The following is a 13,656-nucleotide window of genomic DNA, read 5'->3' on the forward strand; positions in this document are numbered from 1 at the left end:
GCCACTCCCTCGGTGATCGGGTCAGGTGAAGCGGAACCAGCGCAGCGCGCACACCGCCGCGACAGCGCCCCAGACCGCCAGCACCGCAAGGCCGAACCAGTCCACCGACAGCGTCATCGCCTGTGTCAGGGATTCGGTGAGCGCACCCGACGGCGTCAACCTGGCCGCCCACGCCACCGCGGACGGCACCGCGGGACCGTCGTGTCCCTGCACGGTCAGCGCACCCAGCCCGGCGAAGACGAACCACAGGAGGTTGGCCAGCGCCAGCACGATCTCCGAGCGCAGGGTGCCGCCGAGCAGTAGGCCCAGCGCGGCGAACCCCGCGGTGCCGAGGGCAATGATCAGGGCGCCCAGCGCCAGACCCGCCAACGGGGGACGCCATCCCAGTGCCACGCCGATTGCGCCGAGTAGCAGTGCCTGCAGAAAAACCACGGTGACCACGGCCAGCGACTTGCCCGCGATGATTCCCCAGACCGGAAGTGCCGTGGCGCCAAGCCTTTTGAGCGCACCGTACCGGCGATCGAAGGCCACCGCGATGGCCTGTCCGGTGAACGCGGTCGAGATGACCGCCAGCGCCATGATGGCCGGTGTGAAGGTGCCCGCACGATCGTCGCCGAATGCGCCCAGCGGTAGCAGCGTGAGGCCGATCAGCAGCGTGATCGGGATGAACATGGTCAGAAGCAGCTGCTCGCCGTTGCGCAGCAGCAGCCGCAGTTCCAGGCCGAACTGCGCGGTCAGCATCTTGGGCACCGTCGCAGGCCGCGGATCGGGGGAGAAGGTCCCCGGCGCGAATCGATTGGTCATGCCGCGGCACCCCTCGCTGGATGTGCATCCAGATCGCAATTCCGGCCGAAATCTCGATCTGGGCGCACCGTCGATGTACGTGGCGTCATGACCGCAGCTCCCGTCCGGTCAGCTCGAGGAACACGTCCTCAAGGCTGCGTTGCTCGACGCGCATATCGGTGGCGAGCACGTTGACGCGGGCGCACCAGGCCGTCACGGTGGCCAGCACCTGCGGGTCGATGTGGCCCTCGACCAGGTACTCACCCGGCGCGGTCTCGGTCGCCTTGTAGTCCTCGGGCAGCGCCGAGACCAGTAGCGACAGATCGAGTTTGCGCGGGGCGCTGAACCGCAGCTGGTTCTCGGCTCCGCTGCGCATCAACTCCGCGGGCGTACCGGAGGCGACCGCAACGCCATGGTCGATGATGACGATTCGGTCTGCGAGCTCCTCGGCCTCGGTGAGCTGATGGGTGGTGAGCACCACCGTCACACCATCGCGGCGCAGCGCATCGATCAACTCCCACACCACAATTCGGGCGTGCGCATCCATCCCCGCGGTGGGTTCGTCGAGGAAGACCAGTTCCGGGCGCCCGACGACGGCACACGCCAGCGCGAGCCGCTGCTGCTGACCGCCGGAAAGCCGCCGGTAGGTCGTGCGCGCGGAATCGGTCAGGCCCAGAGTGTCCATGAGCCAGGCCGGGTCGAGCGGATTGGCCGCATACGATGCGACCAGGTTGAGCATTTCGCCGGCCCGGGCCGCGGGGTAGCCGCCGCCGCCTTGCAGCATCACCCCGATCCGTTCGCGCAACCGGGCGTTGTCGGTGACCGGATCGAGCCCAAGGATCGTGATGCTGCCGGCGTCGGGGCGGATGAAGCCTTCGCACATCTCCACGGTGGTGGTCTTGCCGGCACCGTTGGGCCCGAGCAGGGCCAGCACTTCGGCGTGCTGCACATCGAGGTCGAGTCCGGACACCGCCGTCGTCGACCCGTACTGCTTACTGACCCCGCTCAGCAACACGGGGACGGAACGCGAGGTCACGGGGATTCAGCGTAGGCGTCGGTGGATTCGGCCGGTGCCGCCGGTGGCCGTGCGGGGGCCCGGGGTGGCGCACGCCACGGCAGCCGGCGGTAGGTCAAGCCCATCAGGATCAGAACTATGCCCGCGCTGGCGAGGGTGGCCATGACGATCTGGAACAGGGTGAACCTGTCGCCGTTCGCGGTCGGACCGAAGATGCCGACCACGAGCGTGATGGCGATCGTCGCGCCGCGGAACCCCGGCCGGGTGGCCCACGCCGCCAGCGGAATGATCGCCCACAGCAGGTACCAGGGCTGCACCACGGGGAACAGCAGCACAGTGCCGCCCAGCGCGACCCCCAGTCCGCCGACCGGGTGCAGGCGGCCGCGAAGAACGGCGAACAGCAGCCAGCTGACCAGGATCGCGATCATGAACACGCCGATCGCACGGGTCAGGGCGAGCACGGCGGTGGTGTGATCGCCCAGCCCGAGCAGTATGCCGACCTGCCCGGTGCCCAGGGCGAGCAGCGTCGGCGGCGACATCCAGCTGCGCACCACGTTGGCGGTGCCCAACGTGTAGATCCAGCCGAAGCCCAGGCCGCTGGCCCAGCCGATCACCGCCATCACCGCGAGCGACACCGCACCCAGGGACGTGCCGGCCAGCAAGAGGGCCTTGATCGTTCCGCCCAGACGCCAGGCCAGAGCCATGGCGACGAACCCGAGCGCCAGCAGCGATGGCAGTTTCACCTGGCTCGACAGGGTGATCAGCACGGTGCCTAGCAACAGCATGCCGACCGGGTGCCACGGCCCCCATTCGGTGCTGTTGCGGGGCCAGGTCAAGGGTCTGGGCAGCAGCGGCCTCGCCGAATCTATGCCGCGCAGAGCGAATTCCGTGCCGGCGAGCATGAGGCCGAGCATCAGGGCTTCGTTGTGGATCCCCGCCACCAGGTGCATGAACAGCAGCGGATTACATGGCCCAAGCCACAGTGCGCTGACTTCGGCGACGCCGCACCGCTGGGCCAGCCGCGGAGTGGCCCACACGATCAGCCCGACGCCCACCAACACGACAAGTCGATGACACAGCACCGCGGCGACGATGTTGTCGCCGGTCAGCGCCGATATGCCCTGGCCGATCCACAGGAACAGTGGACCGTACGGCGCAGGGGTTTCACGCCAGAGGTTGGGCACCGACAGGGTGAACACATGGTCGAGACCCAGTCCGGTCGCCGGGCCGACTCGGTATGGGTCGAGTCCGAGCAGCGCGATCTCGCTCTGCGCCAGATACGAGTACACGTCGCGGCTGTACATCGGCGGCGCGATGAGCAGAGGCAGCGCCCACAGCAGGAGGGTGCGGTCCACCTGACTGCGCGACATGCGTCGCGGGCCCAAGGCGAACCGGCCGAGCATCAGCCAGGCCAGCGCCATCATCACCGCACCGGTGGTGGTCATGGTCAGCGAGACGGTCTGGATGCGGGACGGCAGATTGAGCAGCCGCACCCCGAACGTCGGATCCTGTACCACCGGGCGGGCACCCGCGCCGAGCGCACCGATCGCCATCAGCACTGTTCCCGTTGCCCCGAATAGCCGAGTGCGCCGCATGGCAACGACTTCGGCATCGTTGAGGGGGGACCCGACCGCGCGTTCGTCGCCGTGCCACCGGGCGATCGACGAGCTGAAGGACGACAGGCGGCTGGCCATCACAGCAGCGTAACGGTCGGCGATCGCGGCTCCCGCCGGGCAACGGTGGCCCAGGTCACGTAAGGGTGCCCTTGCTAGAACCCGGCGGGGAATTCCGTCACAATGGTGTTGTGAAAATACGTCGGGAGACCGCGGGCTCGGTGTCGAGCTCAGCTTCGGCCAGGGTGCCGAAGCCGGTCAACGACGTCGTACCCGTGACCGACGGGCAGACTCGCCGAGCCATTATCCAGCTGTTGCTGGAGGGTCCGATCACTGCGGGTCAGATCGGCGAGCGGCTTGGTATTTCGGCGGCCGGGGTGCGCAGGCACCTCGACGCCCTGATCGACGCCGGCGACGCGCAGGCCAGCGCCGCTGCAGCCTGGCAGCACAACGGCAGAGGCCGGCCGGCGAAGCGTTACCGGTTGACGGCAGCGGGCCGGGCGAAGCTCGGCCATACCTACGATGACCTGGCGGTCGCCGCGATCCGGCAGTTGCGGGAGATCGGCGGCAAGGATGCCGTACGGACCTTCGCGCGGCGCCGTATCGACACGATCCTGGCGGGAGTAACCGACGGGGGCGATGACGTTGAACAGACTGCCGATAGGGTGGCTGCCGCCCTGACCAAGGCCGGATATGCGACCACCACGACACCGGTGAGCGGGCCGATCCACGGTGTGCAGATCTGCCAGCACCACTGCCCGGTGTCGCATGTCGCCGAGGAGTTCCCCGAGCTGTGTGAGACGGAGAGCGAGGCGTTCGCCGAGATTCTCGGCACGCACGTGCAGCGTCTGGCCACCATCGTCAACGGTGACTGCGCCTGCACCACCCACGTTCCACTCGATCCAGATAACCCAACAGCTGTTCGGGATGCAGCCCATCCCAGAGCGACCACCGCAATCAACCAAGGAGCGGCGAAATGACCATCACGCCCGAAACGCCATTGACCCAGGAAGAGACGATCGCCTCGCTGGGCAAATACGGCTACGGCTGGTCGGACTCTGACGTCGCGGGCGCCAGCGCGCAGCGTGGCCTGTCCGAGGCCGTCGTGCGTGACATCTCGGCGAAGAAGAGCGAGCCCGAGTGGATGCTCGAGATGCGCCTCAAGGCCCTGCGCACGTTCGACAAGAAGCCGATGCCGAACTGGGGCTCCAATCTCGAGGGCATCTACTTCGACAACATCAAGTACTTCGTCCGCTCCAGCGAGAAGCAGGCCGCCACGTGGGACGACCTGCCCGAGGACATCAAGAACACCTACGACAAGCTCGGCATCCCCGAGGCGGAGAAGCAGCGCCTGGTCTCCGGTGTCGCCGCGCAGTACGAGTCCGAGGTGGTCTACCACTCGATCCGTGAGGATCTCGAGGCGCAGGGCGTCATCTTCCTGGACACCGACACCGCGCTGAAGGAGCACCCGGAGCTGTTCCGGCAGTACTTCGGCACCGTGATCCCGGCCGGCGACAACAAGTTCTCCGCGCTGAACACCGCGGTGTGGTCGGGCGGTTCGTTCATCTATGTGCCGCCGGGCGTGCACGTCGACATCCCGCTGCAGGCATACTTCCGGATCAACACCGAGAACATGGGTCAGTTCGAGCGGACGCTGATCATCGTCGACGAAGGTGCCTACGTGCACTACGTCGAGGGATGTACTGCGCCGATCTACAAGAGCGACTCGCTGCACTCGGCGGTCGTGGAGATCATCGTCAAGCCCGGTGGCCGCTGCCGCTACACGACCATTCAGAACTGGTCCAACAACGTCTACAACCTGGTCACGAAACGAGCGCGGGCGGAAGCCGGCGCAACCATGGAGTGGGTTGACGGCAACATCGGCTCCAAGGTCACCATGAAGTACCCGGCCGTGTGGATGACCGGTGAGCACGCCAAGGGCGAGGTGCTCTCGGTGGCGTTCGCCGGTGCGGGTCAGCACCAGGACACCGGTGCGAAGATGCTGCACCTGGCACCGAATACGTCGTCCAACATCGTCTCGAAGTCGGTGGCCCGCGGTGGCGGCCGGGCGTCCTACCGCGGCCTGGTTCAGGTGAACAAGGGTGCGCACGGATCCCGCTCCAGCGTGAAATGTGATGCGCTGCTTGTCGATACGATCAGCCGTTCGGACACCTACCCGTACGTCGACATCCGTGAGGACGACGTCACGATGGGTCACGAGGCCACCGTGTCCAAGGTCAGTGCGGATCAGCTGTTCTATCTGATGAGCCGCGGTATGACCGAGGACGAGGCCATGGCGATGGTGGTGCGCGGGTTCGTCGAGCCCATTGCCAAGGAGCTGCCCATGGAATACGCCCTGGAGCTCAATCGGCTCATTGAGCTTCAGATGGAAGGCGCGGTCGGCTGATGGGGAACCACAGCCTGACAACGGCCGTCGAAGGCCAGAACAAGGGCGAGGTGTTCACGTCGTTCGACGTCGACGCCTTCGAGGTGCCCGGCGGCCGCGACGAGATTTGGCGGTTCACCCCGCTGAAGCGGTTGCGTGGCCTGCACAACGGCACGGCGCCGGTTACCGGAAGTGCGTTGATCGAGGTCTCCGAACGTCCCGGCGTGACGGTTGAGACCGTGCAGCGCGGCGACGAGCGCCTCGGACAGGCCGGGGTACCCGCGGACCGGGTTGCCGCCCAGGCCTTTTCGTCGTTCGGGCACGCCACGATCGTCACAGTCGGCCGCGACACCCAGGTCGGCGAGCCCATCGAGATCACCGTCAGCGGTCCGGGCGAAGGATCCACTGCCTACGGCCACCTGCAGGTGCGGGTGGAGGAACTCGGTGAGGCCGTGGTGGTCATCGACCAGCGGGGCAGCGGAACGTACGCCGACAACATCGAATTCGTCGTCGGGGACGCGGCACAACTCAAAGTGGTGTCGATCGCCGACTGGGCCGACGATGCGGTGCACGTCAGCATGCATCACGCCGCGCTCGGCAAGGACGCGGTACTGCGCCACTTCGCGGTGACCCTCGGCGGCGACGTCGCGCGGTTGACCGGTCGGGTGCGGTTCTGCGCGCCGGGCGGGGACGCTGAACTGCTCGGTCTGTACTTCGCCGACGACGGCCAGCACTTCGAATCGCGCCTGCTGGTCGACCATGCGCAACCGAAATGTCGCTCACATGTGACGTACAAGGGTGCGCTGCAAGGGGATCCGGAGTCGGAACAGCCCGACACCCACACCGTGTGGATCGGTGACGTGCTGATTCGCGCCGAAGCCGAGGGCACCGACACCTACGAGGTCAACCGTAATCTGGTGCTGACCGACGGGGCGCGGGCCGACTCGGTTCCCAACCTGGAGATCGAGACCGGGGAGATCGTCGGCGCCGGGCATGCCAGCGCGACCGGCCGATTCGACGACGAGCAGCTGTTCTACCTGCAGGCGCGCGGTATCCCCGAGGACCAGGCGCGCCGCCTGGTGGTTCGTGGATTCTTCGGAGAGATCATCCAGAAGATCACCGTGCCCGCCGTGCGTGAACGCCTCACCGCCGCCATCGAACACGAACTTGAGCTAACTGAAGGAATCAAGCACCAATGAGCACACTGGAAATCAAGGATCTGCACGTCAGCGTCGCCGCAACCGATGCCGCTGAGGCGATTCCGATCCTCAAGGGCGTCGACCTCACCGTGAAGTCGGGGGAGACCCACGCATTGATGGGCCCCAACGGATCCGGTAAGTCCACGCTGTCCTACGCCGTCGCCGGTCACCCCAAGTACGCCGTCACCTCGGGCTCGATCACGCTCGACGGGCAGGACGTGCTGGAGATGAGCATCGACGAAAGGGCGAGGGCCGGACTCTTCCTGGCGATGCAGTACCCGGTCGAGGTGCCCGGCGTGTCGATGTCGAACTTCCTGCGCACCGCGGCCACCGCGGTCCGCGGCGAGGCCCCGAAGCTTCGCCACTGGATCAAGGAAGTCAAGGGCGCGATGGACGAACTCGACATCGACCCGGCGTTCGGCGAACGCAGCGTGAACGAGGGCTTTTCCGGCGGTGAGAAGAAGCGCCACGAGATCCTCCAGCTGTCGCTGCTCAAGCCCAAGATCGCGATCCTCGACGAGACCGACTCCGGTCTGGACGTCGACGCCTTGCGAGTCGTCAGCCAGGGCGTCAACCGCTACGCCGAGGAAACCCACGGCGGTGTCCTGCTGATTACGCACTACACCCGCATCCTGCGTTACATCGCACCGCAGTTCGTGCATGTGTTCGTCGGTGGCCGGATCGTCGAATCGGGTGGGCCCGAACTGGCTGACGAACTCGAAGAGAACGGATACGTGCGCTTCACCCAAGCCGTCGGAGCGTGATATGACGCGGACGCGAGGAGCAAGACGATGACTGCCTCTGCGCAGACGTTGGATCTCGTGAGCATCCGGGCCGACTTCCCGATCCTGAGCCGGGTCATGCGTGGCGGAAAACAGTTGGCATACCTGGACTCCGGGGCGACATCGCAGAAGCCGCTGCAAGTGCTCGACGCCGAACGCAACTTCCTGACCACTTCCAACGGCGCGGTGCACCGTGGTGCGCACCAGCTGATGGAGGAGTCCACCGACGCCTACGAGCAGGGCCGCGCCGGTATCGCGGCTTTCGTGGGCGCCGACACCGATGAGCTGGTGTTCACCAAGAATGCCACCGAGGCCATCAACCTGGTCTCGTATGTCTTGGGCGACAAGCGTTTCGACCGTGCCGTCGGTCCCGGCGATGTCATCGTGACCACCGAACTGGAACACCACGCCAATCTGATTCCGTGGCAGGAACTGGCTGAGCGCACCGGGGCGACCCTGCGCTGGTATTCGGTCACCGATGACGGCCGGATCGACCTGGATTCGCTGCAGCTCGACGAGCGCGTGAAACTGGTGGCGTTCAGCCATCATTCGAATGTCACCGGCGCAGTCGCCCCCGTCACTGAGCTGGTTGCGCGGGCCCAGGCGGTCGGCGCCCTCACCCTGCTGGATGCTTGCCAGTCGGTGCCCCATCAGCCGATCGATTTCCACGCTCTGGATGTCGACTTCGCCGCGTTCTCCGGTCATAAAATGCTCGGCCCCACCGGAATCGGCGTGCTTTACGGCCGTCGTCAGCTGCTGGACGCGATGCCCCCGTTCATCACCGGCGGGTCCATGATCGAGACCGTCACGATGGAGAAGACCACCTACGCACCCGCGCCCCAGCGGTTCGAGGCCGGTACTCCGATGACTTCGCAGGTGGTCGGGTTGGCAGCTGCGGCACGGTATTTGACCGACCTCGGCATGGCCGCGGTCGAGGCGCAGGAAGCCGAACTGGTCGAGGCTGCGCTGACCGGCCTGCGGGAGGTGCCGGGCGTGCGCGTCATCGGTCCGAAGTCGATGGAACACCGGGGATCCCCCGTGAGTTTCGTTGTCGACGGCATCCACGCCCACGACGTCGGGCAGGTGCTCGACGACGAGGGCGTCGCCGTGCGCGTCGGGCATCACTGCGCCTGGCCGCTGCACCGTCGGTTCGGCATCGCGGCCACCGCGCGCGCGTCGTTCGCCGTGTACAACACGCTCGACGAGGTCGATCGACTGGTCGCCGGCGTCAAACGGGCTGTGGAGTTCTTTGCGTGAGGCTCGAGCAGATGTACCAGGAAGTGATCCTGGACCACTACAAGCATCCCCACCATCGCGGGCTGCGCGAACCGTTCGGTGCCCAGGTACATCACGTCAATCCGACTTGCGGGGATGAGGTGACGCTGCGGGTCGCGCTGTCCGAGGACGGCGAGACCGTCAGCGACATCTCCTACGACGGGCAGGGTTGTTCGATAAGCCAGGCCTCGACGTCCGTGCTGACCGATCAGGTGATCGGTCAGAGTGTGGGCGATGCGCTCAAAACCGTCGCGGCATTCACCGAGATGATTTCCTCGCGCGGCAACGTTGTGGGGGACGAAGATGTCATCGGGGACGGCATCGCGTTCGCCGGTGTCGCCAAGTACCCGGCACGGGTGAAATGCGCGCTGCTGGGCTGGATGGCTTTCAAAGATGCTTTGGCGCAAGCCAGTGAGGAGACAGACGATGAGCGACACCGAAGCGCCTGATCAGGAGCTGCTGGCCGATCTGGAAGAGGCGATGCGCGACGTCGTGGACCCCGAGCTCGGCATCAACGTGGTCGACCTTGGACTGGTGTACGGGCTGAACGTCGAGGACGGTGACGCCGGGACCGTCGCGCTGATCGACATGACCCTGACATCGGCGGCCTGCCCGCTCACAGATGTGATCGAGGATCAGTCGCGCACCGCGTTGGTGGGTGCCGGCCTGGTCAATGAGATCAAGATCAACTGGGTGTGGAACCCGCCGTGGGGCCCGGACAAGATCACCGACGACGGACGCGAACAGCTGCGGGCGCTCGGTTTCACGGTGTAGGCGCCGCGGGACGTCGACAATGACCGTGTGGTCACGGTCCCTGCTCCTGTGTGGCGAGGCGGTTCTTTTAGTCGTGCGTTGATCACCGGCACCAGTGCGGGGCTCTTTTTCGGTGTGCTGGCGTGGCTGGATTCCGGGTTCTTCCTGGCCGGTGTCGTTGTCCTCGTGATTGTCGGCGTCTTCTACGGCATCTGGATGGCGCGGCGGATGGTCCGGTACTGGCCGGCAGCCAAGCGACTCGGCGGCCCCGATCGGATCGCGGTCGTGCGCGCGGCCCGACAGGGCGAACGCCTCGATGACCCGCGGCTCGCACAGGCCGTCGTCGACTACACCCGCGGCATGCATGCCGCAGCGGAGACCGCCCGCCCTTTGCGCTGGGTGTTGGTGATCGTCCTTGGCGTCGCGGTGGTTACGGCAGTGTGGGATGCCGCCTTCGGTTCGATCGGCAACGCAGTGGTGTCTTGCATCTACCTGGCGCTGCTGGCGATCGAGCTGTTCTGGTGGCCGAAAAAGCAGGCGCAGCTGTTGGCCAATTGCGACCGGGCCTGTGGATAACTTCCCGATTCGGGGTCTTTTCGGGGCCGGTTTGTCGGAGTGGCGCCGTTAGCTTCTGCTCGACGGGGGACAGCCGAGTCGCCCGCACGATCAGAAAGAAGCCTCCGATGAACACCGACATTGAACTCTTGCGCGCCGCGTGTGACCACGACTTGGGTGACCCCGCATTCTGGTTCAGCCCCGACGGTTATCCAAATTCCCTGGCGCTGTGCGCGATTGACGCGATCTACTCGACCGGGGCGCGATATGGGATGGTCGGGAAGGTGATCGGTCGGTACCGCAGTTATCGGGCCGAGCAGGGTGGCGACGCCGACACGGACGGCATCCCAGAGCTTCTGGCCACCATTCACGAGCTGGGCGGACCGGACCCGTGGGCATCGCAGATCGGCAACCGGCGGCCCACCTCCACCGCGGCGAACGCGCCTTTGAGATCCGTTGCCATCTTCCAGGTCGCGGAAGCGCTTGCCGCTCTGGAGATCCACACCACCGAGAATCTGCGCGCTGTTGCCGACGATGATGAGCGCCGGGACCGGGCCGAAGCGGCGTGGTGTGCCGCACCAGGTCAACGGTCCGGAATCACTTGGGATTACGCGCAGATGCTCGCGCAGATCCCCGGCGGCAACGCCGACCGCGTGGTGGTTGGCTACGTGGCCCGGGTGATCGGACCGGTCGATGCGGGCCGGGCGGCAGAGTTGGTGCGTGGTGTGGCGGACGCCGCGGGCTGGAGTGCGACTGCGCTGGACCACGCGATCTGGCGGTTCGAGTCGGGACGGCCCCATCAGCGGGCGGCCTGACCTCTGGTCGTCGCGATCAAAGACTTCCAGTGAGTAGAAAGGAATCCTCCTGGTACGCGAGGCGTTGCACCGTCTTGTGACCGATTGCCGAAACGACTTGTTCAGCCCGCTCACGGTGGGCTCGCTGCAGATCCCGAACCGCTTCGCGATGGCTCCCATGACGCGGCAGGCATCGCCGGGCGGAGTTCCCGGGGCGGACGTCGGCGCCTATTACGCGCGGCGTGCCGAGGGTGGTGTCGGCCTGATAATCACCGAGGGAGTGCGGTTGGCCGATCCGGTCGCCGGGTGGCCATTCGGCATTCCGACACTGGCCGGCGCCGACGCGTTGGCCGGCTGGCGCATCGTGACCGACGCCGTGCACGCCCACGGCTCGGTCATCGCCGCGCAGCTGTGGCACCAGGGCGCCGAACGGGACGACAGCGATGGACTGGTCCCGGTGAGCCCGTCCGGAGTCAACAGCCTCGGGGTGGCGAAGGGCCGGGCGTTGCAGACCGCCGAACTCTCGGGCATCGCAGCCCAATACGCCGAGGTGGCGCGCAACGCCACGGATGTCGGCTTCGACGCGGTCGAACTGCACGGTGCGCACGGCTATCTGCTCGACGAGTTCCTCTGGGAGAAAACGAATCAGCGCACCGACGGGTATGGCGGTTCGGTCGCCGGCCGGACACGGTTTCCGGCCGAGGTGGTGGCGGCTGTGCGTGAGGCCGTGGGACCCGGTTTTCCGATCATCTACCGGTTCTCGCAGTGGAAGGCCAACGCCTACGATGCGCAATTGGCCAGTACCCCAACCGAATTGGAGGCTGTGCTGCGGCCACTGGTGGAGGCAGGGGTGGACGTCCTGCATCCGTCGACAAGGCGACACTACCTACCGGCGTTTCCCGGATCCGAACTGAGCCTGGCCGGCTGGACCAAGAAGATCACCGGTCTGCCGGTCATCGGCGTCGGCTCGGTCGGTCTGGCCACCGAATTCAAGCCGGGACGGGCCGACGGCAATGTCATCACCGCCGCGCCGGTGGACCGACTGCTGGAACAGTTCGCGGCCGGCGAGTTCGACCTGGTGGCCATCGGCCGGGCACTGCTGGCCGATCCGGCCTGGGTGAACAGGTTTCGTAACGGCACCCTTGACGGGTTCGCCGGGTACCACGCTGAAACTGCGCTTGCCGGCCTGCGTTGACCTACCGTGGGAACAGGCCGCATCACCAAGACGTTAGGAAGACTGTGAGCACGCAAGACATCACCGCAGACCAGTTCAACGACATTGTCACCGGCAACGAGATCGTGCTGGTCGACTTCTGGGCGTCGTGGTGTGGTCCGTGCCGCGCGTTCGCCCCGACGTTCGCCGCATCCTCCGACAAGCACCCCGACGTGGTGCACGCGAAGGTGGACACCGAGGCCGAGCAGGGTCTGGCCGCCGCTGCCGAGATCATGTCGATCCCGACGTTGATGGCCTTCAAGAAGGGCAAGTTGGTCTTCAACCAGGCCGGGGCGCTGCCGCCGGCGGCGCTGGAAGACCTGGTGCAGAAGATCAAGGAGTTCGACGTCGATGCGGCCATGAAGGCGCAGGACGCGCAGGACGACGGCCAGCCAGAGTGAGATGGCGCACGCGATAGCGTGCTGTCCGTGACTGACGACAAGCAATTCGTCCTGGTCGATCGTCCCCGGCCGGACGTCGCCCTGGTGACTCTCAACCGGCCCGAGCGGATGAACTCGATGGCGTTCGACGTCATGGTCCCGCTCAAGCGGATTCTCGAAGAGCTTCGGTACGACAACTCGGTGCGCGTCGTGGTGCTGACCGGTGCGGGCCGGGGCTTCTCGTCGGGTGCCGATCACAAGTCGGCGGGTTCGGTGCCGAACGTCGACGGACTGACCCGGCCGACGTTCGCACTGCGCTCGATGGAAGTGCTCGACGATGTGATCCTGGCCCTGCGCCGGTTGCACCAACCCGTCATCGCCGCGGTCAACGGCGCCGCGATCGGCGGCGGTCTCTGCTTGTCGCTCGCCTGCGACATCCGGGTGGCGGCCGACAGTGCGTACTTCCGCGCAGCGGGTATCAACAACGGTCTGACCGCCAGCGAATTGGGACTGTCTTACCTGTTGCCACGGGCGATCGGCGCCTCCCGGGCATTCGAGATCATGCTGACGGGCCGTGACGTCGACGCCGACGAGGCGCAGCGGATCGGCTTGGTCTCCCGCTCAGTGCCGGACAGTGAACTGCTCGACACCTGCTATCAGATGGCCGAGGCCATGGCGGCGTTCTCGCGGCCTGGAATCGAGCTGACCAAGCGCACATTGTGGAGCGGGCTGGACGCCGCGAGCCTGGAGGGGCACATGCAGGCCGAGGGCCTGGGCCAGCTCTACGTGCGCCTGCTCACGGCCAACTTCGAGGAAGCCGTGGCCGCCCGAGCCGAAAAGCGCGATCCGGTTTTCACCGACGAGCGTTAGCGCCCGACGGCGCTAGCGAAAGCCGTTGTGTGTTCTCG

Annotated in this window: 15 protein-coding genes; 12 read left to right on the forward strand and 3 right to left on the reverse strand. The window is 66.3% G+C overall.

Annotation, left to right across the window (positions count from 1 at the left end; translation table 11 throughout):
- Positions 1-21: 21 nt before the first annotated feature.
- The 3 genes from ABQF30_RS09585 to mptB form a co-directional block, all read right to left on the reverse strand.
- A complete protein-coding gene (locus ABQF30_RS09585) occupies positions 22-804 on the reverse strand; it encodes an ABC transporter permease (protein ID WP_448462676.1) in 783 nt (260 codons plus the stop codon).
- Positions 805-889: 85 nt separating this feature from the next.
- Positions 890-1,819, reverse strand: coding sequence for an ABC transporter ATP-binding protein (locus ABQF30_RS09590; RefSeq protein ID WP_448462679.1), 930 nt, complete (start codon positions 1,817-1,819; stop codon positions 890-892).
- Positions 1,816-3,492, reverse strand: coding sequence for a polyprenol phosphomannose-dependent alpha 1,6 mannosyltransferase MptB (gene mptB / locus ABQF30_RS09595; protein ID WP_448462681.1), 1,677 nt, complete (start codon positions 3,490-3,492; stop codon positions 1,816-1,818). Before mptB ends, ABQF30_RS09590 begins: the two co-directional genes overlap by 4 nt.
- Positions 3,493-3,602: 110 nt before the next feature.
- On the opposite strand from mptB, the gene ABQF30_RS09600 reads away from it, so the two are divergent.
- From ABQF30_RS09600 to ABQF30_RS09655, 12 genes are all read left to right on the forward strand, one after another.
- Positions 3,603-4,391, forward strand: a complete 789-nt coding sequence (locus ABQF30_RS09600; protein WP_448462683.1) for a helix-turn-helix transcriptional regulator — start codon at positions 3,603-3,605, stop codon at positions 4,389-4,391.
- Complete coding sequence (gene sufB, locus ABQF30_RS09605) at positions 4,388-5,818, forward strand: Fe-S cluster assembly protein SufB (RefSeq protein ID WP_448462685.1); 1,431 nt, start codon at positions 4,388-4,390, stop codon at positions 5,816-5,818. The genes ABQF30_RS09600 and sufB overlap by 4 nt, the downstream gene beginning before the upstream one ends.
- A complete protein-coding gene (sufD, locus tag ABQF30_RS09610; RefSeq protein WP_448462687.1) occupies positions 5,818-6,996 on the forward strand; it encodes a Fe-S cluster assembly protein SufD in 1,179 nt (392 codons plus the stop codon). Before sufB ends, sufD begins: the two co-directional genes overlap by 1 nt.
- On the forward strand, positions 6,993-7,760 hold the full coding sequence (gene sufC, locus ABQF30_RS09615) for a Fe-S cluster assembly ATPase SufC (RefSeq protein ID WP_448462689.1): 768 nt from the start codon (positions 6,993-6,995) through the stop codon (positions 7,758-7,760). The genes sufD and sufC overlap by 4 nt, the downstream gene beginning before the upstream one ends.
- A gap of 27 nt (positions 7,761-7,787) precedes the next feature.
- Complete coding sequence (locus tag ABQF30_RS09620) at positions 7,788-9,035, forward strand: cysteine desulfurase (RefSeq protein ID WP_448462691.1); 1,248 nt, start codon at positions 7,788-7,790, stop codon at positions 9,033-9,035.
- The gene (gene sufU, locus ABQF30_RS09625; protein WP_448462693.1) at positions 9,032-9,502 is read left to right on the forward strand and encodes a Fe-S cluster assembly sulfur transfer protein SufU; all 471 of its coding nucleotides are present in this window, start codon (positions 9,032-9,034) and stop codon (positions 9,500-9,502) included. Before ABQF30_RS09620 ends, sufU begins: the two co-directional genes overlap by 4 nt.
- Positions 9,480-9,827, forward strand: a complete 348-nt coding sequence (locus ABQF30_RS09630) for a metal-sulfur cluster assembly factor (protein ID WP_448462695.1) — start codon at positions 9,480-9,482, stop codon at positions 9,825-9,827. Before sufU ends, ABQF30_RS09630 begins: the two co-directional genes overlap by 23 nt.
- A gap of 78 nt (positions 9,828-9,905) precedes the next feature.
- Positions 9,906-10,382 (forward strand): hypothetical protein, encoded by a 477-nt coding sequence (locus tag ABQF30_RS09635; RefSeq protein WP_448462697.1) that lies wholly within the window; start codon positions 9,906-9,908, stop codon positions 10,380-10,382.
- Between the two features lie 107 nt (positions 10,383-10,489).
- On the forward strand, positions 10,490-11,176 hold the full coding sequence (locus tag ABQF30_RS09640; protein WP_448462699.1) for a DUF8548 family protein: 687 nt from the start codon (positions 10,490-10,492) through the stop codon (positions 11,174-11,176).
- A gap of 76 nt (positions 11,177-11,252) precedes the next feature.
- The gene (locus ABQF30_RS09645; RefSeq protein ID WP_448462701.1) at positions 11,253-12,350 is read left to right on the forward strand and encodes an NADH:flavin oxidoreductase; all 1,098 of its coding nucleotides are present in this window, start codon (positions 11,253-11,255) and stop codon (positions 12,348-12,350) included.
- Positions 12,351-12,394: 44 nt separating this feature from the next.
- The gene (gene trxA / locus ABQF30_RS09650) at positions 12,395-12,769 is read left to right on the forward strand and encodes a thioredoxin (protein ID WP_448462703.1); all 375 of its coding nucleotides are present in this window, start codon (positions 12,395-12,397) and stop codon (positions 12,767-12,769) included.
- 18 nt (positions 12,770-12,787) lie between these two features.
- Positions 12,788-13,618 (forward strand): enoyl-CoA hydratase, encoded by an 831-nt coding sequence (locus tag ABQF30_RS09655; RefSeq protein WP_448462705.1) that lies wholly within the window; start codon positions 12,788-12,790, stop codon positions 13,616-13,618.
- Positions 13,619-13,656 lie beyond the last annotated feature (38 nt).

Source organism: Mycolicibacterium sp. XJ870, assembly GCF_053483975.1.